This is a genomic window from Allobosea spartocytisi (assembly GCF_014764685.1).
GTDB classification, from domain to species: Bacteria; Pseudomonadota; Alphaproteobacteria; order Rhizobiales; family Beijerinckiaceae; genus Allobosea; species Allobosea spartocytisi.
Map to the genome: position 1 here is coordinate 429593 of NZ_JACXWY010000002.1, position 26211 is coordinate 455803.

At 67.1% G+C, this 26211-nt stretch carries 21 protein-coding genes; 9 read left to right on the plus strand and 12 right to left on the minus strand.

Features of this window, described 5'->3' with window-relative positions; genetic code table 11:
* Window positions 1–588: 588 nt before the first annotated feature.
* The 4 genes from IED13_RS04895 to IED13_RS04910 all read right to left on the minus strand — a co-directional run bounded on the left by IED13_RS04895 (window position 589) and on the right by IED13_RS04910 (window position 6338).
* The gene (locus IED13_RS04895) at window positions 589–1353 is read right to left on the minus strand and encodes an HpcH/HpaI aldolase family protein (protein WP_191123537.1); all 765 of its coding nucleotides are present in this window, start codon (window positions 1351–1353) and stop codon (window positions 589–591) included.
* Window positions 1354–1462: 109 nt separating this feature from the next.
* On the minus strand, window positions 1463–3172 hold the full coding sequence (locus IED13_RS04900) for a hydantoinase B/oxoprolinase family protein (RefSeq protein WP_191123538.1): 1710 nt from the start codon (window positions 3170–3172) through the stop codon (window positions 1463–1465).
* Window positions 3165–5291, minus strand: coding sequence for a hydantoinase/oxoprolinase family protein (locus IED13_RS04905; RefSeq protein ID WP_191123539.1), 2127 nt, complete (start codon window positions 5289–5291; stop codon window positions 3165–3167). Before IED13_RS04905 ends, IED13_RS04900 begins: the two co-directional genes overlap by 8 nt.
* 129 nt (window positions 5292–5420) lie before the next feature.
* Window positions 5421–6338, minus strand: a complete 918-nt coding sequence (locus tag IED13_RS04910) for a LysR family transcriptional regulator (RefSeq protein WP_038367766.1) — start codon at window positions 6336–6338, stop codon at window positions 5421–5423.
* A gap of 203 nt (window positions 6339–6541) precedes the next feature.
* Between IED13_RS04910 and IED13_RS04915 the strand changes: the two genes are divergently transcribed.
* Genes IED13_RS04915 through IED13_RS04925 form a run of 3 tightly spaced genes read left to right on the plus strand, consistent with a single transcriptional unit; the run spans window position 6542 to window position 9417 of the window.
* Entirely contained in the window at window positions 6542–7528 is a 987-nt protein-coding gene (locus IED13_RS04915) for a TRAP transporter substrate-binding protein (RefSeq protein ID WP_113253068.1), read from the plus strand.
* Window positions 7529–7581: 53 nt separating this feature from the next.
* Complete coding sequence (locus tag IED13_RS04920) at window positions 7582–8103, plus strand: TRAP transporter small permease (protein ID WP_133564057.1); 522 nt, start codon at window positions 7582–7584, stop codon at window positions 8101–8103.
* A gap of 9 nt (window positions 8104–8112) precedes the next feature.
* Window positions 8113–9417 carry a TRAP transporter large permease gene (locus tag IED13_RS04925; RefSeq protein WP_112762363.1) on the plus strand — a complete coding sequence of 435 codons (1305 nt, stop codon included), beginning with the start codon at window positions 8113–8115 and terminating at the stop codon, window positions 9415–9417.
* 26 nt (window positions 9418–9443) lie between these two features.
* Here the strand turns inward: IED13_RS04925 and IED13_RS04930 are convergent, their stop codons facing one another.
* From IED13_RS04930 to IED13_RS04945, 4 genes are all read right to left on the minus strand, one after another.
* Window positions 9444–10598, minus strand: coding sequence for an NAD(P)/FAD-dependent oxidoreductase (locus IED13_RS04930; RefSeq protein ID WP_191123540.1), 1155 nt, complete (start codon window positions 10596–10598; stop codon window positions 9444–9446).
* Window positions 10595–11956: an FAD/NAD(P)-dependent oxidoreductase gene (locus IED13_RS04935; RefSeq protein ID WP_191123541.1), complete on the minus strand. Its 1362-nt coding sequence runs from the start codon at window positions 11954–11956 to the stop codon at window positions 10595–10597. Before IED13_RS04935 ends, IED13_RS04930 begins: the two co-directional genes overlap by 4 nt.
* Window positions 11949–12281: a (2Fe-2S)-binding protein gene (locus IED13_RS04940; protein ID WP_191123542.1), complete on the minus strand. Its 333-nt coding sequence runs from the start codon at window positions 12279–12281 to the stop codon at window positions 11949–11951. Before IED13_RS04940 ends, IED13_RS04935 begins: the two co-directional genes overlap by 8 nt.
* A gap of 93 nt (window positions 12282–12374) precedes the next feature.
* Window positions 12375–13199, minus strand: coding sequence for an IclR family transcriptional regulator (locus tag IED13_RS04945; protein ID WP_318652218.1), 825 nt, complete (start codon window positions 13197–13199; stop codon window positions 12375–12377).
* Window positions 13200–13319: 120 nt separating this feature from the next.
* Between IED13_RS04945 and IED13_RS04950 the strand changes: the two genes are divergently transcribed.
* The 6 genes from IED13_RS04950 to IED13_RS04975 all read left to right on the plus strand — a co-directional run bounded on the left by IED13_RS04950 (window position 13320) and on the right by IED13_RS04975 (window position 20711).
* A complete protein-coding gene (locus IED13_RS04950; RefSeq protein WP_038367755.1) occupies window positions 13320–14093 on the plus strand; it encodes an enoyl-CoA hydratase/isomerase family protein in 774 nt (257 codons plus the stop codon).
* A gap of 69 nt (window positions 14094–14162) precedes the next feature.
* Window positions 14163–15230 (plus strand): ABC transporter substrate-binding protein, encoded by a 1068-nt coding sequence (locus tag IED13_RS04955; RefSeq protein ID WP_191123543.1) that lies wholly within the window; start codon window positions 14163–14165, stop codon window positions 15228–15230.
* Window positions 15231–15253: 23 nt separating this feature from the next.
* Window positions 15254–16312 (plus strand): ABC transporter ATP-binding protein, encoded by a 1059-nt coding sequence (locus IED13_RS04960; protein ID WP_142020806.1) that lies wholly within the window; start codon window positions 15254–15256, stop codon window positions 16310–16312.
* Complete coding sequence (locus IED13_RS04965) at window positions 16309–18072, plus strand: ABC transporter permease subunit (protein WP_191123544.1); 1764 nt, start codon at window positions 16309–16311, stop codon at window positions 18070–18072. Before IED13_RS04960 ends, IED13_RS04965 begins: the two co-directional genes overlap by 4 nt.
* Window positions 18073–18082: 10 nt before the next feature.
* Window positions 18083–19618: an AMP-binding protein gene (locus IED13_RS04970; protein ID WP_191123545.1), complete on the plus strand. Its 1536-nt coding sequence runs from the start codon at window positions 18083–18085 to the stop codon at window positions 19616–19618.
* Window position 19619: 1 nt separating this feature from the next.
* Window positions 19620–20711 carry a hypothetical protein gene (locus tag IED13_RS04975; protein WP_191123546.1) on the plus strand — a complete coding sequence of 364 codons (1092 nt, stop codon included), beginning with the start codon at window positions 19620–19622 and terminating at the stop codon, window positions 20709–20711.
* 126 nt (window positions 20712–20837) lie between these two features.
* Here the strand turns inward: IED13_RS04975 and IED13_RS04980 are convergent, their stop codons facing one another.
* From IED13_RS04980 to IED13_RS04995, 4 genes are all read right to left on the minus strand, one after another.
* Window positions 20838–23177 (minus strand): xanthine dehydrogenase family protein molybdopterin-binding subunit, encoded by a 2340-nt coding sequence (locus IED13_RS04980; protein ID WP_191123547.1) that lies wholly within the window; start codon window positions 23175–23177, stop codon window positions 20838–20840.
* 141 nt (window positions 23178–23318) lie between these two features.
* Complete coding sequence (locus IED13_RS04985) at window positions 23319–24335, minus strand: ABC transporter substrate-binding protein (RefSeq protein ID WP_112762087.1); 1017 nt, start codon at window positions 24333–24335, stop codon at window positions 23319–23321.
* A 152-nt stretch (window positions 24336–24487) separates the two neighbouring features.
* Complete coding sequence (locus tag IED13_RS04990) at window positions 24488–25354, minus strand: ABC transporter permease (protein WP_112762365.1); 867 nt, start codon at window positions 25352–25354, stop codon at window positions 24488–24490.
* 16 nt (window positions 25355–25370) lie between these two features.
* Entirely contained in the window at window positions 25371–26150 is a 780-nt protein-coding gene (locus IED13_RS04995; RefSeq protein ID WP_191123548.1) for an ABC transporter ATP-binding protein, read from the minus strand.
* Window positions 26151–26211 lie beyond the last annotated feature (61 nt).

A 26211-nucleotide genomic window follows, 5' to 3' on the forward strand; every position in this document is an offset into this window, starting at 1 on the left:
CCGCTGGTCGATAGGTATCGACGTCGCGGATCACGGCGGTGTCGATCGGGCTATGACTCTGTTGAATCCGGCTTCCCGCTTGCCTCCATCGATCGAATGAGGTGCTGGCCTCGATCTTGCGGTTTGTTGTCTCGCTACGCCTGTGCCGGCCAAATCGAAACAAACCAGATCACCCGGGGCACATGATGCAGGATCCACGGAATCATCTTCGTTTCATTTCGCGCTTGGCGCTGGCCCGTAAGAGGCGCCGCCTGACGAAACCGACCACAGAGAGCAAAACGCCGACTTTGAAGCTCGTCTGGTCGTCCGACCGCCGCCCATCCGAGCCCAAGAAGTGAGAAGCGTCGGCTTGCGCGGAGGAGGGCTCATCGCGTCGGCGCGCGGGCTTGCCGATCTCGAGCGCCGCCGCCCGGTCGTTCCGGGCTCGACCGGGAAGCCATGTTGGAGCACGATCGAATGGAGCAAGCTCCAAAAATTGGCGATCTCGACCGACGGTGCCGGCCCGATAAGGCCGGCGATCCGACTGGCGCCATCAGGCGACGACCTCGCCGTGGCAAGGTCATGTGAGAAGGCGAGGCGAGCCGGAGCTCAGCCTCTCATCGTCCTTGAAAGGCTGTCGGCGCCACGGGCCAGGAGCACGGCGTCCGATCCGCAGGCGACGAAGGAGAAGCCCTCGGCGACGAGGCTCCTTGCGAAGGCGGGATCGAATACGAGGGTACCGACAGGGATGCCGGCCTCGATCAGTTTCCGCGCGGCCGGGCGGATGACATCCCAGACCGCCGGATCGCTCGGCTTCCCCAGCAGGCCGATATCGGCGGCGATGTCGGCGGGCCCGAAGAAGACGCCGTCGACGCCCTCGACGCGCCCGATCTCCAGCACCTGCGCGATCGCCGCCCGTGTCTCGACCTGGACGAGCACGGCCGTTTCTTCCTCGATCCGGCTGAAATAGTCGCTCATGCGCGCGAAGCCATTGGCGCGGGTGCAGCCGCTGACGCCGCGGATGCCATGCGGCGGGTAGCGCGTCGCCGCGACGGCCCGCCCAGCTTCCTCGGGCGACTGGACCATCGGGAAGAGCAGGCCGGGCGCCCCGATATCGAGCAGTCGCTTGACGAGGACCGGGTCGTTCCAGTCCGGGCGCACGATCGGGGTCACCGGATGAGCGGCGAGAACCTGAAGCTGGGTCAGGACGGAGCTCAAATCGTTGGGCGAATGCTCGGTATCGATCAGGAGCCAGTCGAAGTCGGCGCCTGCGACGGCCTCGGTCGCGTACCCGCTGGCAAGGCTGAGCCAAAGCCCGATCTGCGGCCGCCCGCTGCGGATCGACGCCAGGAATCTGTTGGAAGGCAGTTTCATCGCTCGGCTTTCATGAAGAAGGTGGAGACCATCCCGCCGGAGCGTTCCCCGAGCGGGCCTGAAGCCGGGTCCGATCAGGCTGAACCAACCTGATCGGATCGCGCATGCTCTAGCGAGGCAGTTCACCACGGCGCGATGTCGCAAGGACATCCGCCGCGCGGCTCTCGGTCAGGCCATAATCGACGCGGGCGGCATCGGCCGAGATGTAGCCCAGCGCCAGGTCACGCTCGATGCTGGCTTGCCCCCGCTCTGCAGGCGCGCCGTAGCCGGCACCGCCCGGGAAGGCCATGACGACCTTACGGCCATGCGGCACGAACTGCTTGCCCTTGCCCTTCATCGCGGTGCCGTCGTCGAGCGCGATCGTCGTCGGCGCGCCGCCGCCACCGCCGCGCCGGCCGCGGGCCGGATGGTGCACACGATCGAACATCGCCTGGATGTCGAATTCGTAGCCTTCCCAGGCGCCGACTTCCATATGCTGACCGAGCCCGCCGCGATGCTGGCCCTTGCCGCCGGAATCGGGCCGAAGCTCCTTGCGCCAGACGATGACTGGGCCGACCTGCTCGGTCGCCTCGACCGGCATCGTCATCACGCCGGACGGGAAGGCGGTTGCGTTCATGCCGTCGAGCGCAGGCCGTGCGCCCGAGCCGCCGGAGTTGAAGGTCAGAACCTCGGCGCGCACGGGATCGGCCGGCCAGGGTCCGTCGCTGCGTGGCCGCAGCGAGACCTGGAAGTTGCAGAGGCTGCCGGCGCCCTCAGCGGGCACCAGGCCGGGCAGCAGCTTGTCGAGCGCGTCGTAGATCGTGTCCGGCACCATGTGGCCGATGATGTGGCGCAGGGCCACCGGCGCCGGCCAGACCGCGTTGACGATGGTATGCTCGGGCGCCGTGATGCGGAAGGGCTCCAGCGAGGCCGCGTTGTTCGGGATTTCCGGCGCGATCGCGCATTTCAGCGCATAGCAGGTATAGGCCTTCGTATAGACCAGCGGCACGTTGATGCCGTTCTTGTCGACGCCGGAGGTGCCGGCCCAGTCGCAGAGCACGCCGTCCGGCTCGATCGAGATCTTCACCTTGAGGTCGATCGGCCGGCTATAGCCGTCGATCCGCATATGACCTTCCGCTTCACCGCGGGGCAGGGCGGCGATCTTGTCGAGCGTCGCCTGGCGGGAATTCGTGAGGATGAAATCGGAGATGCCGGCGAGGTCGGCAAGCTTGAACTCGACCATCATGTCGACCAGCCGGCGATGGCCGATCTCGTTGCAGGTCGCAAGCGCGTAGATGTCGCCGACGAGCTGGTCGGGCTCGCGGACATTGCCGCGGATGATCGTGACCAGTGTCTCGTTGACCGTGCCGCGGTCGACGAACTTCATGATCGGGATGTGCAATCCCTCTTCGTAGACCGAGTTGGCGTCGGCACCGAAGCCGCGCCCGCCGATGTCGACGATATGCGCCGTGCAGGCGAAGAAGCCGACATGGCGGCCCTTGTGGAAGGAGGGGCTGACGACGGTGATGTCGTGCAGATGGCCGGTGCCCTCCCAGGGATTGTTGGTGATGTAGACGTCGCCCTCGGCGATGTTCTCGCGCCCGATCCGGCGGATGAAATGGGCGACGGCATCGGCCATGGCGTTGACGTGGCCGGGCGTGCCGGTCACTGCCTGCGCCAGCATCTCGCCCTTCTCGTTATAGACGCCGGCCGAAAGATCGCCGGCCTCGCGTACCGAGGTCGAGAAGGAGGTGCGGATCAGCGCTTGCGCCTGCTCCTCGACGACCGAGATCAGGCGATTCCACATGACCTGATAGGCGACCTTGGAGATCTCAGACATGGGCGGGCTCCTTCCGCGCGGCGACGGCAGCGGCGGGTGCGGCTTCGGTGAGGCGGATGTCGATGCAGCCGTCGTTCAGCGTGACGGCGAAGCGGCTCGAGGGCAGGACGATGGTGGTCTCGTCCTCGGTGACGATGCCGGGGCCTGCGATCCGGCTGCCGGCCGGCAGGGCGTCGCGGCTATGGGCTTGCGCTTCCACCCGGCGGCCGAGCCCGGCATCGAAGACGGAGCGGCTGCCTTCGGCCGGCGCGTCGCGCATCTGAGAGACCGCCGCAACCGGGGTAACCGCTTCCTGCGGCGTATGGGCATTGACCGACCAGACGGTGATCTCGGCGGCGAGGCCCTTCACGGTGCGGCCGAAGAGATTGGCGTATTCGTGCTCGAAGCGCTTGAGGATGACGGCGGGATCGGCGGCGCGGGCTTCCTCCGGCGTCAGCGTGACCGGAATTTCCCAGCCCTGGCCGGCATAGCGCATGTAGATCTTGTACTCGGCCTCGATCGCGCCCGACCAGCCGCAGGAGCGCACCACCCGCGTCGCCTCTTCCTCCATCTCGTCGAAGAGCTTCGTGACGCGGCTCGTGTCGAACTGGGCGAGCCGCATGAACAGGGTGCGGTTGGCCTCGAAGCTGAACGGTGCCCGCAGGAAGCCGATGGCCGAGCCGACACCGGCGCCGGGTGGCACGAGGCAGCGGGCGATGCCGAGCTTCTCGCAGAGGCGGCCGGCATGGAGCGGAGCCGCGCCGCCGAAGGCGATCATCGTGTATTCCGAGAGGTCCTCGCCGTTCTCGACGGCGTGGACGCGGGCGGCATTGGCCATGTTCTCGTCGACGACTTCGGCTACGCCCCAGGCGCTTTCCAGGGCGTCCATGCCGAGCCTGCCGCCGATCTCGCCCGTCAGCGCTGCGGCCGACTGGTCGGCGAAGAGCGGGATCGTGCCGGCCGCGAAATTGTCCGGGTCGATCTTGCCGAGGATGACGTCGGCATCGGTCACGGCCGGGCGCTTGCCGCCGCGGCCGTAGCAGGCGGGGCCGGGCTCCGAGCCCGCGCTTTCCGGCCCGACGCGGATCTGGTTCATCGAGTCGACATGGGCGAGGCTGCCGCCGCCGGCGCCGATCTCGACCATGTCGATCACGGGAATCGAGATCGGCATGCCCGAGCCCTTCTTGAAGCGATAGGTCCGGGCGACCTCGAAGACGCGGGCGGTTTTCGGCGTGTAGTTCTTGATCAGGCAGATCTTCGCGGTGGTGCCGCCCATGTCGAAGGAGAGCACCTTCTTCAGACTGTGCCGCGCGGCGATGTCGGCGGCGAAGACGGCGCCGCCCGCCGGGCCGGATTCGACGAGGCGCACGGGGAATTCCGAGGCGCTTTCCAGCGAGATGATGCCGCCGCCGGAATGCATCAGGAAGATCGGGCAGGAGGCGCCCTCGGCTGCCAGCCGCCCCTTCAGCCGGACGAGATAGCTCTTCATCAGCGGCTTGATATAGGCGTTGGCGATCGTCGTGTTGAAGCGCTCGTACTCGCGCATCTGCGGCGAGACTTCCGAGGAGAGCGAGACCATCGCGCCCGGCAGGCGCTCGGCCAGAACCTCCTGGATCAGGCGCTCATGCGCGTCGTTGACATAGGAGTGCAGCAGGCCGACTGCGACGCTCTCGTAGCCGGCTTCGCGCAATTCATCGACGAGGCTCTCGACGGTGGCGCGATCGAGCGGGATCAGGACCTTGCCGCGCGCATCCATGCGTTCCCTGACCGTGTAGCGGCGGTTGCGGGGCAGCAGCGGCTCCGGCAGCGTCAGGTTGAGGTCGTATTGCTCGAAGCGGCTCTCGGTCCGCATCTCGATGACGTCGCGAAAACCCTCGGTCGTGATGAGCGCGGTCTTGGCGCCGCGCCGCTCGATCAGCGCATTGGTCGCCAGCGTCGTGCCATGGATGATCTGCCCGATGGCGGAGGCTGCGATGCCGGCCTTGGCGCAGACCCGGTGCATGCCCTCGATGATCGCATCCTCGGGCGCGGCATAGGTCGTCAGAACCTTGGTCGAGAACCGTTGTCCGCCCTGCTCAAGCACGACATCCGTAAAGGTTCCCCCGATATCGACGCCCAGGCGGGCCCCGAGAATGGACATGGCTTACGCGCCTCCGTTGTTCGAGAGGCGGAGGATGGAACGCGGCGTCGATGTCGTCGAATTATTATTTTCAATACTATTCGATAGAGAATGTTTATCGACGCAACGCTTCTGCACGCTGCCGCCGGGCTATTGTGTCATCGGCTCGACGATGTTGCCGCGATGCTGTTGCGCGGCCCGCTCCCCCGCCAGTTCGGCCGCCCGCTTGAGCAGGAAGCTGGCTGGCGTGTGGGCATATGATGCCGTGAAAATCAGAGGGCTGGGCTTCCATTCATAGGGGAATTCAACGAGCTCTCCGGCGTCCAGGTACTTTTCCACCAGCGTCCGCGACATCGGTGCGATGCCCAGCCCGTCGAGAGTCATCTGCAGGCTGGCGGCGAGGCTGCTCGACGGCACGATCCGAACCGGCCTCTCCCAGTTGTCGCGGAAATGCGCCGAGAGCTCGACGAAATGGCGTGTATTGCGCGCATGGGTCAGGATCGTATGCGAGGCCATCGTCGCAAGGTCGGAACCGCTGAGCCCAAGCCGAGGCGAGGCCACCCAGAGATAGGGCACGGAACCGAGATCGACATTGCTGATGTTGAAGTTGGAGATCGGGCCGTTCAGCAGGCATAGGTCGAGCGACCGCGAAACCAGCTCCTCGCGCAGGTTGATCGTCAGATCGACCCTGAGTTCGACATCGACATTGGGGAAGACCTGTCGCAGGTCGAGCAGATAGTCGCGCAGCCAGGTCTGGGCGATGAGCTCGGCGACGCCGAGCCTGAGGACGCCGACCTGCTGGTCCGAGCGGATCGATTGCTGCGAGAATTCCTCGGACGCTTGCAGCACCCGCTCGGCCTGCCCCAGCAGCGAATGCCCGATCGGTGTCAGCGCGACCGAGCCGGAGTCGCGGTGGAACAACCGCACGCCGAGGACCGATTCGAGCTGGGAGATGCGCACCGAGATATTCGGCTGCGTCGTATTCAGGCGCTCCGCCGTCGCCCGGAAGCTGCCGAGCTTCGCGACCCAGACGAAGCTTTCGAGCTGCTTCAGCGTCCAGTTCGGCATCGGCTCCCGCACCCTCAGACAAGCAATTTTTGGGCCGCTTTGCGGGCCGATAAACAAAATCTATCGCAACAACAGATAAATTCAATTGGATGCTATCGCGATAACGCGATGGACTGACCCTTGGCCGTCAATCGGGCTTCGGCACGGCTCCGGCTCCTAAACGCGCACGGTCTCTCCGCAGCGCGACAAGAACGAGGGGAACCATGAACCGTAGAGCTTTGATCGCCTCCGCCGCCCTTGCCCTGAGCATCGGGCTCGCCGCTCCTGCCGCTGCCCAGACCAACTGGACCATGGCCTCGGGCTATCCGGAGAGCAGCTTCTTCACCCAGAACATCCGGCAGATGATCAAGGAGATCGAGGAGAAGAGCGGTGGCAAGCTCAAGATCGACCTGCGCTCCAACGACAGCCTGATCAAACTCGATGCGGTCAAGCGCTCCGTCCAGTCCGGCCAGATCCAGATCGGCGAGATCCGCCTCGGCGTCTATGGCAACGAAGGCGCGATGTACAATCTCGACAACATTCCCGGCGTCGCGAGCAATTACGAGCAGGCGACCAAGCTGACCGAGGCTCAGGCGCCGTTCTTCGACGCCATGTTCAAGAAGGCCGGCATGCGCGCCATCAGCTATGTCGCCTGGCCGGGCCAGGGCTTCTACACGAAGGCGCCGCTGACGGGGCTTGCCGACCTCAAGGGCCAGAAGCTGCGCATCTATTCCAAGCAGACCCAGATCATGGGCGAGAAGCTCGGCATGGAGGCGCTGATCCTGCCCTTCGCCGAGGTGCCGCAGGCCTTCTCGACCGGCATGATCCAGTCGCTCTGGACCAGCGCCCAGACCGGTACGGACGTGCAGATCTGGGATTACGTCAAGCACTTCACCTATACCGGCACGATGCACAACAAGAACGCGATCCTCGTCAATGAGCGCGCCTTCCGCCAGCTCGACCCGGCGACGCAGAAGGTGGTGCTGGAAGCCGGCGAGGCCGCGACGAAGCGTGGCTGGGAGCTTTCCAGGAAGGCGGGCGAGGAGCGTGAGGCCGTGCTCAAGAACCACGGCGTGACGATCGCCCAGTCGCCGAAGGACGTTCTCGACGCCATCGAGGCCGCGGGCAAGGGCATGGTGGCCGACTGGCTGGCCACGGCCAGCGCCGAGGAAAAGGCCGTCTACGAGACCTACCAGAAGAGCCTCAACTAACCGGCCTTCCGCACGCCGCCCTTTCACATGAACCATGGCCAGCGGAGTGACCGGTGATACGTGGAGTTCTGGAGAAATTCTATGAGGCATGCGGCTATCTCGCCGCGGCCTTCCTGGTCGGCATCGGGCTGGCCATCGTCACGCAGATCGTCGGTCGCATGCGTGGCGTCACGCTCGACGCCACCGAGGCCGCGGGCCTGTGCCTGGCGGCGTCGACCTTCTTCGGCCTCGCCCATACCTTCCGGCGCGGCGCGCATGTGCGCATCAACCTGATCGTCGACCGGCTCCCCAAGCGCTGGCGACGCGGCGTCGAGCTTTTCAACTGCCTGCTCGGCGCGGTGGTGGTGTCGTTCCTCGCCTGGCATGTCGCGTCGCTGGCGCTGCAATCGCGCGAATTCAACGATGTCAGCCCGGGCCTGCTAGCCATGCCCTTCTGGATTCCGCAGGCCGGCGTCGCGGTGGGCGTGACGGCGCTCGCGATTGCCTTCATCGACGAACTCTTCTGGCTCATCGGCGGCGGCGAGCATCGTTACGAGACGCCCGACGAGGTCGAGCTCGACCGGCCGGTGGCATAGGGGCCAATGATGGATACGATCGTTCTCGCCTCGCTGGTCCTCGCCGGGACCCTGCTCCTGCTGCTCGCCAGCGGGGTCTGGGTGGCGCTCTCGCTCCTGACCGTCGGCATGGTGATGATGGGGCTCTTCACCACCGCGCCGATGGGCTCGTTGATCGCCTCGACGCTCTGGGATTCGAGCTGGGGCTGGGCGCTGACCTCGCTGCCGCTCTTCATCTGGATGGGCGAGATCCTGTTCCGCTCGAAATTGTCGGCCGACATGTTCCAGGGGCTGGCGCCCTGGGTGTCACGGCTGCCGGGCCGGTTGCTCCACGTCAACGTGCTCGGCTGCGGCATCATGGCGGCGGTCGCCGGCTCCTCGGCGGTGACCTGCGCCACCATCGGCCGCATCAGCGTGCCCGAGCTGGAGAAGCGGAACTACCCGCTCAACATGACCATCGGCACGCTCGCCGGCTCCGGCACGCTCGGCCTGCTGATCCCGCCTTCGATCATCATGATCGTCTATGGCGTCACGGCGGAGGTCTCGATCGCGCGGCTGTTCATTGCGGGAGTCCTGCCCGGCATCCTGCTGATGGCGCTGTTCATGGGCTATACGGCGATCTGGAGCCTGCTGAACCCCGAGAAGATGCCGCCGGCCGAGCCGGCGGTGCCGTTCCTGGAGAAGGTCTACCGCTCGCGCCGGCTGATCCCCGTGGCGCTGCTGATCGGCTCGGTCGTTGGCTCGATCTATGGCGGTATCGCCACGCCGACCGAGGCCGCGACCATCGGCGTGATCGGGGCGCTGATCCTGGCGGCGGTCGGCGGCGGTCTGACGCGCGCGAGCTTCATGGACGGGCTGATGGCGGCCATGCGGACCTCCTGCATGATCTCCTTCATCATCGCCTGCGCCGCCTGCCTGACCATCGCCGTCGCCTTCGTCGATATTCCCCGCTCGCTGGCGGGCTGGGTCGATGCCATGCATCTGTCGCCCTATGCGCTGCTGGCGGTGCTCGCGGTCTTCATGCTGATCCTCGGCTGCTTCCTCGAAGGCATCTCGATCATCGTGCTGACCTCGTCCGTGATGCTGCCGATGGTGCAGGCGGCCGGCATCGACCTGCTCTGGTTCGGCATCTTCGTGGTGATTCTGATCGAGGCGGCGCAGATCACCCCGCCGGTGGGCTTCAACCTCTTCGTGCTGCAGAGCATCACCGGAAAGGACATCCTGACGGTCACGAAGGCGGCGATCCCTTATTTCTTCGTGCTGATGCTGCTGCTGGTGCTGATCACGCTGTTCCCGCAGATCGTCACGGCGCTGCCAAAGATGATGACGGGGTAGGGGCAAGACCTGTCCGCTGGGCGCCTTCAATCGAATTCCTTGCGGAACTTCTCGCTCACGGTCGTGGCCGAACGGAAACGCCCGATCGCGAACGGCTCCAGCGGTGTCGGCGTCGCCCCGTCGAGGATCATCTCGCTGAGGCATAGGCCCACGCCGGGCCCGATCTGGAAGCCGTGGCCGCAGAAGCCGAAGGCGTGGAAGAGCCCGGGCGTCGTCTCGCTCGGCCCGATCACCGGGATCATGTCGGGCAGATAGGCCTCGATGCCGGACCAGACGCGGATGACATGGCACTGCGCCAGCATCGGCGCGACGCGCGCGAGCGCCTTCATCGCCGCCAGGGTCTTCAGAGGGGGGACCGGCGCGCGGTTGGCCTGCGCATCGGCCGCCGTGCGCGGATAGCCGGCGAGGATGATGTTGCCGCGCGGGATCTGGCGGAAGATCACCGAGCCGTCGATGGCCTGCACGGACGGGCCGATCAGGTAGGGAAACGGCTCGGTCACGAATTGCGGCGGGCCGGCGGGGAAGACCGGAGCCGTCTCGCCGAAGCGCTCGGCGATCTCCAGCGCCCAGGCGCCGGCGCTGTTGACGAGCGTGCCGCAGCTCAGTGTGGCTCCATCCGCCAGGGTCAGCGTGAAGCCGTCTCCCGAACGATCGACCGCGGCGACGCGCGTGTTCTCGCGGATATCGACGCCGAGCCGCGCGGCGGCGCGGGCCACGGCGGGCGTGACGAGGCGCGGATTGGCGGTGGCGTCGCGGGCCGAGAAGGTCGCGGCGACGGCCCGCTCGCCGAGCCAGGGCCAGCGCCGCCTGAGATCGGCGGGGCCGACGCGCTCGATGGCGAGGCCGTAGGATTCGGAGACCTTGGCGTAGCCTTCGAGCCTGGCGTGCTCCTCTTCGTCATAGGCGAGATAGAGGTGCCCGGTCTGCTCGAACTCGCAATCCTCGCCGATCAGCGCGTCGAAATCCTCCCAGAGCGTCTGCGACCGCAGCGACAGCGGATACTGGCCGGGAAAACGCCCCTGAAGACGCAGATTGCCGAAATTGACGCCGCTCGACTGCGCGCCGACGACGCCTTTCTCGATCAGGGTGACGCGCTGGCCGCGCCGGGCGAGGAAGAAGGCGGTCCAGGCGCCGATCAGCCCGCCGCCGACGATGGCGACATCGGTGGTGCGGCCGTTCATGCGCCGTCCCCGGCTGCCGTGAGTGCGATCGGCTTGACCGGGGCCTGGCCGCGCAACCGCCCGGCGGCGGCGTCGCCCCCGGCCTTTGCCGCGACGATCTCCTGCAAGGCGGGGCCGCAGACGCGGCCCTGGCAACGGCCCATCCCGCAGCGCGTCATCGCCTTGACCCGGTTGACCTCGACCGGGCCGAGCTCCTTCGCCATCGCGGCGCGGACTTCGCCGACCGTCACGTTCTCGCAACGGCACAGCATCACCGCATCCGGCAAGGCGGCGATCTGCGCCTTCGGCCAGGCGAAGGCGCGCGCCAGCCCGCGCTGGAAGCCGCGCAGGCGCTGGACCTGCCGGGCCAGTCCTCTCGTCGCCTCGATGTCCTGCGCCCGGCCGAGATCGGCGATGATCGCGTGGGCGGCGAGCGCGCCGCTGGCCTCGGCGGCATCGGCGCCGCCGATCCGCACACCGTCGCCGGCGAGATAGAGCCCCGGCCGCGCCCGGCCCATGCCGTCGATCCTGGGCAGGAACAGCCTGAAGTCGGCGTCATAAGCAAAGCCGGCCCCGGCGAGGTCCGCAAGCTGCGTCTCCGGTTTCAGCCCATAGCCGAGCGCGACCGCGTCGCAGGCGAAGCGGCGCTCGCGACCCCGGGCGTCGCGCAGAACCAGAGCCTCGACATGGGTTCCGCCTTCGACCGCGACAGGCGTCACCCCATGCAGCATCTCGGTTCCAGCACGAAGCGAGGCGCCCATATACCAGAGCCCCCGGAACAGCGTGCGCGGCGCCCGCAGCAGCGCAGGCGTTGCCGCCGCTTTGGCGGCGAACGGCGTCGTATCGGCGATCACCGCGATCTCGGCGCCCATGTCGCGATATTGCTTGGCGGCCAGCGCCAGCAGCGGCGAGGAGCCGAGAAACGCGACGCGGTTCCCGATCAGGCAACCTTGATCCTTCAGAACGGCCTGCGCGCCGCCGAGCGTGAACACGCCGGGCAGGGTCCAGCCGGGCAGCGGTGCGATGCGGTCCATCGCCCCCGTGGCGATCAGGAGCTTGTCGAAGGCGAGCGTCTCCGCCCGCCCGTCGCGCAGCAGATGCAGCGTGTTGCCATCGATCGCCCAGACCAGCGTGCCGGGGCGATAGTCGATGCGCGGCAGCAGGGCTTGGAAGCGCCGGTGGAGCGAAGCGTATTTCGTCGCCTCCGACCCCATCAACCTGTTCATGTCGAGGGCGAGATTCTCGGCCGGCCGGCGATAGCCCTGGCCGCCGGCCCGCGCGCCCTCGTCGATGAGGACGGGTTTCAGGCCCTCCGCGCAAAGCACTTCGGCTGCGCCGATGCCGGCCGGGCCGGCGCCGACGATGACGATGTCAGCCATGATTGCGGTCCATGGGCTGGCTGCCGATCGGAGGCTGCGGCTCGGTGAAAAGCGTCATCCCGTCGGCGACGGGCGTGGTGCAGGCCCTGATCCGGCCGCCTTCCGCACTCCAGACCCAGCAATCCTGGCAGGCACCCATCAGGCAGAAGCCGGCGCGCGGCTCGCCGCCGAATTCGAGGCGGCGGAGCAGGGCGCCGTTTTCCAGGAGCGCAGCGAGAACGCTGTCGCCCGCTGTCGCGCGAATGGGCGCGCCATCGAAGCTGAGCGTCGCCGGTTGCCCGTTACGGGCAGCCACGCGGCGGAACTGGGCTTTCGGAGGCTCCATGCGCACTCTCTGAATTTTATCTCTATACGATAACTATTCGTGTAATTTGATAAAGCGCGAGGTGGCTTGTCAAGCGAGCCGCGCACTTGCGGCTCAGACCCGCGAGATGGCGTGCGCGGTGGCGATGACGAGCGAGGAAAAGCGCTGGACCACCTCGGCATGGCTGAAGCGCGAGGTCGACGTGGCGATGTTGACGGCCGCCTCGGGCCGGCCGTGATGGTCGACGATCGGCGCGGCGATCGAGGCATCGCCGATATAGACCTCCTCGAAGGCCGTGGCGTAGCCTTGCGCCGCGGCCTGGTGCAGCTTCTCGCGCAGCGCATCGCGCTGCCACGTCGTCGAGGGGGTGTGGGCCTTGAGGTCCGAGGCGTCGATGATCGCCATCGCCTCTGCCTCCGGCAGGCGCGACAGCATCGCGATGCCCGGCGCCGTGCAATAGGCGGGCATCCGCGTGCCGATGATGACGTCGGTGTTCAGCACATGCCGGCTGAGGAAGCGCGAGACGAAGATGATCTCCGTGCCGTCCCGCACCGTCAGGTTGACCGTCTCCTCGGTCTCCTTGCTCAGATGCATGAGATAGGGCATCGCCCGGTCGAGCAGGCGGCTGCTGCGCACGAAATGGTAGCCGAGATCGAGCGTCTTCGCAGTCAGCTCGAAGCGCTTGGTCTGCGCATCCTTATGGAGATAGCCGAGCCTGGTGAGGGTGTGGGTGAAGCGCTGCGCGGCGCTGACATCCATGCCGGTCTCGGACGCCACCTGCGACAGGTTGAGCGTCTGGTGCTGGCGGCCGAAGGCGGACAGCACCCGGAATGCCTTCTCGACGGAATTGACCATCAGCGCATCGTCCTTGCGCCCCGGCCGGTCGGCTGGCGGTGCCGCGCTCTTGCGGCCGTTTTGTCGCGTCTCGGGCATCGTCATCGGACCTGCTCTCCTCGCTCGATCAATGGCCGTGGCCGGCTGCCTTGACAAGCTGGGCCATTCGCGCAGAATGTTCAATAGAATTTATCGCATTGTGATAAATAACCATCGGAGGGCGGTATGAAGGATTCAGTTCTGATCGAGGTGCGCGGTGCTGTCGGCATCGTGACCCTCAACCGCCCGCAGGTTCTCAATGCCTGGAACGCGCCAATGCGCGCGCGGCTCGTCGAATGCTTCGACGAGCTGGAGGCGAACGAGGCGGTGCGCGCCATCATCCTCACCGGGGCAGGCGACCGCGCCTTCGGCGCCGGCCAGGACCTCAACGAGACCAAGACCTTCGATCCGGACCGGGCCGAGGCCTGGATGCATGAATGGGAGCGTCTCTACGATCGTATCCGCTCGCTCTCGAAGCCGCTGATCGCGGCGCTGAACGGCGTCGCGGCGGGCTCGGCCTTCCAGGTCGCGCTGCTCTGCGACCTGCGCATCGGCCATGACGGCGTCACCATGGGCCAGCCCGAGATCAATTCCGGCATCGCCTCGGTGACCGGTCCCTGGATCATGAAGGAGATGATCGGCATCGCCCGCACCATCGACCTCACCCTGACGGGCCGGATGATGGATGCCGAGGAAAGCTTCCGCATCGGCCTGATCAACCGGATCGTGCCGAAGGAGAAGGTCATGGAAGCCTCGCTCGCCCTGGCGGAAGAGCTCGCCGCCAAGGCGCCCGTCGCCATGCGGCTCAACAAGGCGCGCTTCCGCGAGGTGACCGAGGCGAGCTTCCGCGAGTGCCTGGCCGCCGGCATCCGCACCCAGCGCGAAGCCTACGCCACCGGCGAGCCGGCGCGGATGATGGAGGCGTTTCTCGCCCAGCGCGCGGCACGCAAAAGCGCCTGAAACTCAGAGCGCCTGACGATCTGATCACCCACGGGGAAATGCGGAAAACCGCTTGAAGGGGAGAAGACGATGACGAGCAGAACCACGAATCCGACGAGGCGTACCCTGCTGCAACTGGCCGGCGGCGTCGCCGCCGGAGCGGTCGCCGCGCCCTATCTCATCGGTACGGCGCACGCCGCGACGCAGATCACGGTCGCCGATCCCGGCGGTCCGTTCGGCCCCGCCTTCCGCAAGGCCTTCTACGATCCGTTCGAAAAGGCGACCGGCAACAAGGTCGTCAACGTCGCCCGCGAGGCCGAGCCGACCGCGCAGTTCAAGGCGATGGTCGAGACCAAGTCCTATACCTGGGACGTGTGCACGCTGACCTTGTCGGCGCGCGACATCCTGAAGGCGCAAGGCCTGCTCGATCCGATCGGTTTCTCCCATGCCGATGTGCCGAAGCTGATGCCGGAGGCGATCTCGCCCGAATTCATGGGCACGGACGTCTATTCGACGATCTTCGCCTACCGGACCGACAAGGTGAAGAACGCGCCTGCGAGCTGGACCGACTTCTTCAACGTCGAGAAGTTCCCGGGTCGCCGCTCGATGCGCAAGAACCCGATCGACAGCATCGAGCAGGCGCTGCTTGCCGACGGCGTGCCGCTCGACAAGCTTTATCCGCTCGATGTCGAGCGTGCCTTCAAGGTCCTCGACAAGATCAAGCCGCATATCGCGGTGTGGTGGACGGGCGGCGCCCAGTCGACGCAGCTTCTGCAAAGCGGCGAGGTCGACATGACCACCGGCTGGAACGCCCGCCTTCAGGCCGCGATCGATGGCGGCGCGCCGGCCAGGATCATCTGGAACCAGGGACTCTACTCGATCGAGGGCTGGGGTCTGCCCAAGGGCGGCCCGAAGGCCGAGGTGGCGCGCCAGTTCATCCGCTTTTGTTCCGACCCGAAGCAGCAGGCGATCTATACCGAGGCGCTGGCCTATGGCCCGACCAATCTGGACGCCTACCAGACGATCTCGCCCGAGCGCGCCAAGCTGCTGCCGACCTCGCCGGAAAACCTGAAGCAGATGGCGATCGCCAATGAGAGCTGGTGGAGCGAGAATCGCGCCAAGGTCACCGAGCGCTTCAATTCCTGGCTCCTGACCTGATGGCGATGGCGACGAGCGCCGGGATGACCGTGACCGAAGCAAAACCGGCGAAGCTCGTGGTCGAAGGGCTGTGCAAGCGCTACGGCGCGACCACGGCCCTCGAGCCGAGCTCTCTCAGCGTTGCCGAGGGCGAGTTCCTGACCTTGCTGGGGCCTTCGGGCTCCGGCAAGACCACCTTGCTCCAGCTCATCTGCGGGCTGGTCGAGGTGAGCGAGGGCAGGGTGGTCATCGACGGCCGCGACCAGTCGGCGACGCCCGTCCACCAGCGCGATATCGGCCTCGTCTTCCAGCATTACGCGCTGTTCCCGCACCTCACCGTGGCGGAGAACATCGCCTTCCCGCTCAAGATGCGCGGTCGCCCGGGCGCGGAGGTCGCCAAGCGCGTCTCCGATGCGCTGGCGATGGTGCATCTCGGCCATCTCGCCGGGCGTTTTCCCCGCGAGCTCTCCGGCGGCCAGCAGCAGCGCGTCGCGCTGGCACGCTGCTTCGTCTACCAGCCCTCGATCATCCTGATGGATGAGCCGCTCGGCGCGCTCGACAAGAAGCTGCGCGAGCACATGCAGATCGAGATCAAGCGGCTGCACCGCGAAAGCGGCTCGACCATCGTCTATGTCACGCATGATCAGGAGGAGGCGCTCGCCATGTCCGACCGCATCTGCCTGATGAACCACGCGAAGATCGAGCAGCTCGGCACGCCGCGGGAGATCTATGAGCGCCCACGCACCGCCTTCGCCGCCGATTTCATCGGCATCTCCAACATCTTCCGCGGCCGCTGGGACGGCAACGGCTCGCTCGAGACCGCGCATGGCCGCTTCGCTCTGCCCAACGGCGCGCATTGCGAGAGCCGGGACGCGGCGCTGGTGATCCGGCCCGAGAACCTGCGCCTCGGCGCGCTGGACGGCAACGCCGTGAACGGCCGGGTCAGCGAGATCGTCTATGCCGGCTCGGAGACGCGCGTCATCGCGGCGCTCGAGGATGGCAGCCAGCTCGTGCTGCGCCTCGGCCCCGACGATGCGGTGCCGGCCATCGACGAGGCCATCGTCGCCGGCTGGCCGCGCGACAAGGCGGTGCTGGTCGCATGAGCGCCGTAAGCGTCACGAGCGCGCCGGCGCGTGCGGGCAGGCTGCGCCTCAACGCGCTCTGGCTGGCGGTGCCCGGCGTCCTGTTCCTCGCGGTCTTCTTCGTCTGGCCGGTCGCGCAGCTTCTGGGCCTGAGCGTCGTCGATCCGGACAATGGAGCCTTCACGGCGAGCTCCTATCAGCGCATTGCCGCGACCGACGTCTATCTGCGCGTCCTCGGCATCACCTTCCGCATCGCCGGCTGGACGGCGCTGTGGTCGCTGCTGATCGGCTATCCGCTCGCCTATTGGCTGGCGCGCCTGCCCGACATGTTCCGCGGCCGCATGCTGCTCTTCGTCATGGTGCCATTCTGGACGAGCTATCTCGTCAAGACCTTCGCCTGGATGCTGATCCTCGGACGCAGCGGCGTGATCAACTCCCTGCTGACCGGCGCGCATGTCGTCGACCAGCCGCTGTCGCTGATCAACAACCAGTTCGGCGTCATGGTCGGCATGGTCCATGCGATGGTGCCGCTGGCGGTGATGACCATGCTGCCGGTGATGGCCGACATCGACCGGCGGCTCGTCCAGGCGGCGCAGACGCTGGGCGCAGCGCCCGCGCGCGCCTTCTGGCTGGTCTATTTCAAGCTCTCGCTGCCCGGCGTCGCGGCGGCGGGCCTGCTCGTCTTCATCTCCTCGCTCGGCTTCTTCATCGTGCCGGCCTTCCTCGGCGGGCGGCAGGAGACGATGCTGGCGCAGCTCATCATCACCCAGGTCCAGGAGCTGCTGAACTGGTCCTTCGCGGGAGCCCTGTCGGCGATGATGCTGTTGGCCGCGCTGGTTTCATGCGTCGTCTACGACCGGATCTTCGGGCTCTCGACCATCGCCGGCGGCTCCGGGCAGGTCGGCACCGGCCGTATCCGCGATCTCGGCCTGGCGATCCTCTCCCTCATCGCGACGGGAGTGGGGCGGCTCGCTGAGGTCACGCGTGCGCTGCTCGGCAAGCGCCTCTGCGCGCTGCTGCTGCCCGGCTTCTGCTGGCTCGTCATCGCTTTCCTGGTGCTGCCGACGCTGCTTGTCATTCCGCTCGCCTTCACCTCCTCGCAATTCCTGGAATTCCCGCCGCCGGGCTACGGGCTGAGCTGGTTCCGGACCTATTTCGAATCGCCGCTCTGGATCCAGGCGACGATCCGCTCCTTCGCGGTCGCCTTCGTCACCGCCTTTGCGGCGACGGCGATCGGCGGCTTCGCGGCGCTGGCGCTGGCAAACAGCCGCACGCGCTGGGCCGGGCTGATCTTCGCCTTCTTCCTCGCGCCGATGATCGTGCCGCGCATCGTCATCGCGGTCGGGCTGTTCTATCTCTTCGCCCGGCTCGGCCTGATCGCGACCGATCTCGGCCTCGTCATCGGCCACACCGTGCTGGCGATCCCGTTCACGCTGGTCACCATCGCCGCCGTGCTGAAGACCTATGACCAGCGCCTCGACCAGGCGGCGGCGACCCTCGGCGCCAACCGGGTGCGGACGCTGACCGGCGTCACCATCCCGCTGGTCAAGGGCGGCCTCGTCGCAGCCTTTCTCTTCGCCTTCATCACCTCCTTCGACGAGCTGACCATTGCGATCTTCGTCTCGGGCGGCCTCAAGACGACGCTGCCGAAGCAGATGTGGGACGACATGATCCTGCAGCTCAACCCGACGCTCGCGGCGGTCTCGGTGGTCGTCTTCATCGTGGTGACGGCGATGCTGCTCGTCGCGGAACGCTTCCGCTCCTCTTCCCGACTCGACTGAACCGACGACGATGACCTCCTTCGACGACGATGGCTTCGTGAGCCTTCTGACGACACGCGCCGCGGCTGAGCCGGAGCGCGTCTATGCGCGCTTCTGCGGCGAGCCTGTGACCTATGCCGAGGTCGAGCGGCGCTCGGCCGCTTTCGCCGCGCATTTGAGAACGCGGGGCATCGTGGCTGGCGACCGGGTCGCCGTGATGATGCGCAATTCGATCGCGACCATCGCGGTGGTCTTCGGGCTCGCGCGGGCGGGGGTCGCCTGGGTGCCGGTCAACGCGCAGCAGCGCGGCGAGGGGCTGCGATACCTGCTGACCCATTCGCAGCCGCGCCTCGTCGTGGCCGACGCGGAGCTTGCGCCGCAGATCGCCGAGGCGATGGGACAGGGGGCGGAGCTGCCGCTGCTAACCCATTCACCGAGCGGGGAACTCGATGCGATCCTGTCAGGCAGGGAGCTCTTTTCAGAACCGGCCCCGTCCGCGGATGCGGTCTTCGCGATCATGTACACCTCCGGCACGACCGGGCGGCCCAAGGGCGTGATCGTCTCGCACCGCATGCTGCGTCTCGCGGCGGAAAGCGTGGTGCGGCTCTCCGATGCTGGGCCGGGCGACGTCTTCTTCGTCTGGGAGCCGCTCTACCATATCGGCGGCGCGCAGCTTCTGCCCCTGCCGATGATCAGCGGCATCACGCTCGCCATGGTCGAGCGCTTCAGCGCCAGCCGCTTCTGGGATCAGGTCAGGGAGGAAGGCGCGAGCCATATCCACTATCTCGGCGGCATCCTCCAGATCCTGCTGAAGCAGCCGCCGTCGCCGCGCGACCGCGAGCACGGCGTACGCATCGCCTGGGGTGGTGGCTGCCCGCCCGATATCTGGCCGCAGTTCCGCGACCGCTTCGGCATCGATATCCGCGAATGCTACGGCATGACGGAAGCCTCCAGCCTCACGACTTGCAACGTCAGCGGCGTGGTCGGCTCGGTGGGCCGGCCGATGCCTTGGTTCACGGTGAAGCTGCAGGGCGCGGATGGCCGGGCGGTCGCCACCGGCGAGCGCGGCGAAATCGTGATCGAGACCAGCATCCCCGGTGCGATCTTCCCGGGCTATCTCGACAATCCCGAGGCGACCGCGAAGGCCCTGCGCGCGGACGGCTTCCACACCGGCGATCTCGGCTCCCTCGACGCTGATGGCAACCTCTACTTCCACGGCCGCATGACCGACAGCGTGCGCTGCCGGGGCGAAAACGTCTCGGCCTGGGAGGTCGAGCATGTCGCGGCCGAGCATGAGGCGGTCGAGGATTGCGCCATGATCGGCGTCGCCGCCGATGTCGGCGAGCAGGACATCAAGCTCTTCGTCAAGCCGCGCGACGGCGTGATCATCGATCCGCAGGCCTTGTCCGGCTGGCTCGGGCAGCGCCTCGCGCCCTACCAGAACCCGCGCTACATCGCCGTCGTCGATGAGTTCGAACGCACGGCGAGCCAGCGCATCATGAAGCACAAGCTCTCGCCTCGGCTCGATGATTGCTGGGACCGCGCGGCGATGGCGACGGGGCGCTGACATGGCCGGCTGCGACATTCTGGTTTCCGGCACCGGCGGCTTCGCCGCGCGCATCGCCTTCGACATTGCCGCGACGGCGGACGAACCCGTCGCGGTCGTCATCGCCGGCCGCAACCGCGAGCGGCTGAACTGGCTGCGCACGGCCGCGAATGCCCGCGCCGCCCTGTTCGGCAAGAAGGCGCGCTTCACCACCCATGCGGTCGATCTGCTCGCCCCGAACGCCTCGGAGGAGATGCTCGCGGCGACCGGCCCGCGCATCGTCGTGCAGGCCGCCTCGATCCAGACCTCGCAGGTCATCGCCCAGAGCGGCAATGCCTGGACGCAGCTCGTCGCCGAAGGCGGCCTGAGTGCCACGGCGGTCTTCCAGGCGCTGCTCTCCTGGCGCGTCGCCGCGGCGATCACGCGCAGCGGCAGGGCGGTCACGCTGGTCAATTGCGGCTTCCCCGACGTGGTCAACGGCATGATCAAGGCGATGGGCCATGATGTCGCCTGCGGCATGGGCAATGTCGCGATCCTGTCCAATGTCTTCGCGGGCTCGGCCGCCACGCCTCCGGGCGCCGAGGTCAAAGTCCTCGCCCACTATCAGAACCTCGCAGCCTGGCGCCGCCGGCCGGAGGAGCGCGGGGGGCGGGCGCCACGGGTCTGGCTCGACGGCGCCGAGATCGCGGATGTCTACGCGCGCTTCGCCGATATCCAGCTCACGCCGGAGCCGGTCATCGAGATATCCGGAGCGAGCGGCGTGCCCATGCTGCTTGCCATGGCTTCCGGCCGCGTCTGGCACGGACATGTACCGGGGCCGAACGGCCTGCCGGGCGGCTACCCGGTCCGGCTGACGACGGATGGCGTCCTCGAACTCGACCTTCCCGCCGGATTATCGGAAGCCGAGGCCGTGGCCTGGAACGCCTCCTTCGAGGCTCAGAACGGCCTCGTCGTCTCGCCCGAAGGCCGGATCGGTTTCACCGGCATCCTCGGCGCCAGGCTCGGCGAGCATCTTCCGGCTCTGCGCGAGGGCTTCGCGGTGCGGGATCTGGAAGCGGTCTGCGAGGAACTGCTGCGCCTGCGCGATAGGTTGATGGGGCAGCCGCAGAGTTAGAGCCTGCTGCGTTTTCATCGAAACGTGGGTCATCCCGGCCGGAGCGAAGCGGAGGGCCGGGATGACGACGTGGTTCCGCGCAAAGTCAGCAGGCTTTAGCCGGGGCCTCGGGAAAGCGCTGACTCCTCAATCTTTGGCCTGCTGCGCCTCCCGGATCGCACGCCAGATCCGCGCCGGAGTGGCCGGCATGTCCAGATGCGTGACGCCGAGGGGCCGCAGCGCATCGAGGATCGCATGGATCACGGTCTGCGGCGCGCCGATGCAGCCGGCCTGTCCCGCCCCCTTGGCGCCGAGCGGGTTGGCATCAGTCGGCAATTCCACCATCGACAATTCGAAGGCCGGCAGGTCCATCGCGCGCGGCATGGCGTAGTCCATGAAGGTCGCGCTGAGGAGCTGGCCGCCATCGGGGTCGTAGCGGGCTTCCTCCATCAGCGCCTGGCCGATGCCCTGCGCCAGCCCGCCATGGACCTGTGCCTCGGTCAGCAAGGGGTTGATCAGCGTGCCGTAATCGTCGACGGCGACATAGCGCAGCAGGGTCACCTCGCCGGTCTGCGGATCGACCTCGACCTCGGCGGCTTGCGCGCCGTTGGGAAAGGTGAGCGGCGCATTGCGGCGGGCGCCATGGCTGGCGAGGGGTTTGCCGGTCGTCTCCGCGACATGGCGCGCGACGCTGCCGAGATCGACTTCGCCGGCACCCGGAGCGAGAAAGCGGCCGTTATGGAAGCTGACAGCTTCCGCAGCCGCCTGAAGCAGTTCGGCGGCTGCGGGCCTTGCCTTCTCGATCAGCGCATCGGCCGCCAGTGCCAGCGCGCCGCCGCCCATATGCAGCGAGCGGGCGCCGCCATGGCCGCCGCCGCTGGGGACGCGCGCCGTATCGCCCTGGATGAGGCGGAAACGCTCCACCGGCAGGCCGAACCGGCTCGCGAGAAGCTGGGCGAAGCTCGTCTCGTGACCCTGGCCGTTCGATTGGGTGCCGACCGTCATGTCGATGCCGCCATCGGCGCGGAACGACAGCCAGGCATCCTCGTTCGGCGCGCCGCGCGAGGTTTCCAGAAAGCAGCCGATGCCTAAGCCGCGCAGCTTGCCGCGTCGGCGTGATTCCGCCCTGCGGCGCCGGAAGCCGCCGCGGTCGGCCGCAGCCAGAACCTGGTCGAGATTGCTGCCGAAGCTGCCGCAATCGAGCACGGCGCCGAAGGGCTTGCGATAGGGGAAGCGGCGGATGAAGTTACGCTTGCGCAAGGTGGCGGAGTCGATCCGCAAGCGGTTGGCCGCCGCCTCCACCAGCCTTTCGATCAGATAGTTTGCTTCCGGCTTGCCGGCGCCGCGATAGGCGTCGATCGGGACGGTGTTGGTGAAGACGCAGCGGACATCCATCGTCATCGCGGGAATGTCGTAGAGCCCGCCCATCGCGGGCGTCGGCGCGGTGGTCGCGCTGCCCGGCCCGAGCGAGGAGACATAGGCGCCGAGATTGGCGGTGGTTTCGACCTGAAGCGCCAGGAACCGGCCCTTGGCGTCGAGGGCAAGCTTGCCGGTGGTCAGATTGTCGCGAGCATGGACGCCACCGGAGAAATCCTCGATGCGCTCGGCGAGCCAGCGCACCGGCCGGCCGAGGCGCTCGGCCGCGACGAGCACCAGCGCATATTCCGGATAGGTGACGTTCTTCATGCCGAAGCCGCCGCCGACATCGGGGCAGGCGACGTCGATCCGTTCAGGCGCGATGCGCAGCACAGCCGCGAGTTCCCGGCGGATGTCGTGCACCGAGGCGCCGCTGAGCGAGAGCCGGTAGCGGCCGCTCGCCTTGTCGAAGCGCCCGAGTGCCGCTCGCGGTTCGAGTGCCGCTGCCGCGATCCGGTTGTTGACGACCCGGCAGGTCACGACATGGGCGGCCTGCGCAAAGGCGGTGGCGACGGCCGCCCCGTCGCCGAGCCGATAGCGCAGGGCGAGGTTGCCGGGCGCCTGCGGCCAGATTTCGGGAGCGTCGGGGGCGTTGGCGGCGGCAAGCTCGGTGACCGAGGGCAGGATGTCGTAATCGACCGCGATCAACTCGCTGGCCTCGCGGGCAAGCTCGGCCGTCTCGGCCACGATGAAGGCGACGGGATCGCCGACATGGCGGACCCGTTCGCCGGCCAGAGGCGATCGGGGCGGCACGATCAGCGGCGCTTCGCCCGCGACCGCCAGCGAGCAGGGCAGGGGCGCGAGATCGGCGATCTCGGCAGCGGTGTAGACGGCGTGGACGCCGGGCAGGCCCCGCGCCGCTTCGGCGTCGATGGAGAGGATCGTGGCATGGGCATGCGGCGAGCGCAGCACCATGGCGTGCAGCGCATCGGGGACTGCCTCGTCGTCGAGATAGAAGCCCTGTCCCGTCAGGAAGCGCTCATCCTCGAAACGGCGCAGCGAGCGCGGATCTGTCGGTGTCAGCGCCGGGCCGAGCGTCTCTGCCCGGTGTCCGGGAATTCTCGCATGCATCAGGCCGTCACTCTTCCGTCGCGTATCGAGGCCCGGTTTCAATTTTCGAGCCAACGACCATGGCTACCATGCAAAAGGGCGCGGCCCCAGAGGAGACCGCGCCCTTCGGCATCTGAAAACCCGTTGGGGTTCGCGATGCGCTCAGCTTCCCGAGCGGCCGGCGAGCTGCGGCACGAACATGTCGCTCCACTTCGTCGGCTTCACCTTGATCGACCCGGCCTTGTGCATGAATTCGGCGAACTGCATCACGCCTTCGGGCGTGGCGGTGAAGCGGGCGTCCTTGTCCTCGATCATCTCCTGGACCTCGGCGGCGTCGATCTTCACCTTCGAGGCCTTGGCGAAGATCTCGGCCGCCAACTTCTTGTCCTTGGCGATCAGGGCGGTGGCGTCGTCCATCGCGTCGATGAAGGCCTGGGTCATCTTCGGATTGGCATCGACGAACTTCTTCGGCGCGAAGGTGACGTCAAGCGTCAGGTTGCCGAGATAGTCGACCGAGTTGAGCACGCGGTTGATGCCCGGGCTCTTCGCCTCGATGTACTGGAAGGGCGGCGAGGTGAAATGCGCCTTGATCTCGGTCTTGCCGCCGATCAGCGCGGCCAGCGCCTCCGGATGCGGCAGGCTCACCGTCATCGGGTCCATCTTGGCGTAGTTCGCGTCGCCGAACTCCTTGGCGGCGATCATCTGCAGCACGACGGCGGCAAGCGAGGTCTTGATGCCGGGCAGGGCGATCTTGTCACTGCTGGTGAAGTCCTTGAGCGACTTCAGCTCCGGCTTGTTCGACATCAGCCACAGCGAGGTCGAGCTCATGCCGGAGACGCCGACGACCTCGACGCCCGGAATGCCCTTGGCCTTCGCCCAGAGCGTGACGAAGCCCGGCGCGCCGGTGCCGGCGAAGTCGAGCGTCCCGGCCATCATCGCGTCGTTGATGACGTTGCCGCCGTCGAGCATCAGCCAGGTCACCTTGATGTCGCCGAGGCCGGCGGCCTTGGCGCGCTTCTCCAGGAACTGCTGATCCTGCATCACGAAGAGCGGCAGATAGAGGATGCCGAAGCCCTTGGAGATGCGGACTTCCGAGACCTCGGCGCGGGCCGGGGCGGCGAGCGCGGTGCCGAGTGCGACGGCTGTGAAGGCGGCGCGCAGGATAGTCTTGAATGCCATGGGTGTTTCCCTCCGAGTGACGGCCGTTCGGCCTTGTGGAACCAGAGCGTTTTCGAGCGAAGCGGATGCCGGTTCGCGTGAAGAAAATGCGATAAAGCCAGGAAAATGGAGCATTTCCACGTTTCAGAAGAAGGCGGAAATGCTCCGGGTCGTCAGTGCTGCATGCCCCAGCGCCGGATCGTCTTGCGCTCGATGGTGGCGAAGATGACGTTCTCGACGAAGAGGCCGATGAGGATCACGGTGAACAGGCCGGCGAAGACGTTCGCCGTCTCGAGCTGGTTGCGGTTCTCAAAGATGAACCAGCCGAGGCCGCCGGCGCCAGACGAAACGCCGAAGACCAGTTCGGCCGCGATCAGCGTGCGCCAGGCGAAGGCCCAGCCGACCTTGAGGCCGGTCAGGATCGCCGGGAAGGCGGCCGGGATCAGGATGAGCCGCACCAGCTTCAGGCCGCGCAGCCCGTAATTCTGCCCGACCATGCGCAGCGTGTTCGAGACCGAGCGGAAGCCGGCATGGGTGTTCAGCGCGATCGCCCAGAGCACGGAGTGGACGAGCACGAAGATGATGCTGCCGGTGCCGAGCCCGAACCAGATCAATGCCAGCGGGAGCAGCGCGATGGCGGGCAGGGGGTTGAACATCGAGGTCAGCGTCTCGAGCAGGTCGGCGCCGATGCGCGAGCCGATGGCCAGCGTCGTGAGCAGGGCCGCCAGCACGATGCCGATGCCGTAGCCGATCACCAGCGTCTGCAGCGAGACCAGCGTGCGCTGCGGGATGACGCCGCTGACAATGTTCTCGACGAAGGCCTCGACCGTCTGGCCGAAGGTCGGGAACAGCAGCGGATTGCCGAGCCAGCGGCCATAGAGCTCCCAGGCGACGGCGAGCACCGCGAGGATCACCGCCTTGCGGACGAAGCCGAGGCGATAGATGCGCTCGGCCAGGCCGATGGTCTTGGCGACGACCGGCGCGTCGCTGGAATGGACGTCGCGGATGATTTCCGGGCGGAAGCTGACGAGATCGGTCATGTCGGTCACCTCCGGTTCAATGATGCGCGAAGAGCATGTCGTTGATGCGGGTTTCGAGCGCGGCCTGCGTGCCCGTGCCCATCTCCGCGGCCGGCACGCTGTTGAGCTCGGCCTTGACCTCGCCGGGATGCGGCGAGAGCAGCAGGATGCGGGTCCCGATGCGGATGGCTTCCTCGATCGAATGGGTGACGAAGAGCACGGTGAATTTCGTGTCGTCCCAGAGCCGCAGCAATTCGTCCTGCATCTTGCGGCGCGTCAGCGCGTCGAGCGCGGCGAAAGGCTCGTCCATCAGCAGAACGTCGGGCTCCATCGCCATGCCGCGCGCAATGGCGACGCGCTGCTTCATGCCGCCGGAGAGCATATGCGGATAGCTGTCGATGAACTTGGTCAGGCCGACCTTGTCGATATAGGAGCGGGCGCGCTCCCCGGCCTCGGACGGCATCGCCCGGCCGGAGGCCGTCAGCGCGAAGACCACGTTCTCGCGCACCGTCTTCCAGGGCAGGAGCTGGTCGAATTCCTGGAACACCATCATCCGGTCGGGGCCCGGGCCTGAGACCTTGCGGCCCTTCAGGCTGATCTCGCCCTCGACCGGCGTGAGATAGCCGCCGATCGCCTTGAGCAGGGTCGACTTGCCGCAGCCCGAGGGGCCGAGCAGCACGAAGCGGTCGGACGGGTAGACGTCGAAGGAGACGCGCCGCGTCGCGGTCACCACCACGTCCGGCGTCTTGTATTGCAGCGTCACACCCTCCACCGAGAGCAGCGGAGTCGCGGATGCGGCGTTAAATGGGGCTAACATGCACCGTCCCTTGTTTTCGTTTCCCGAGCGCACTTATGGGCGCTTGCCGACAGTGATAGCC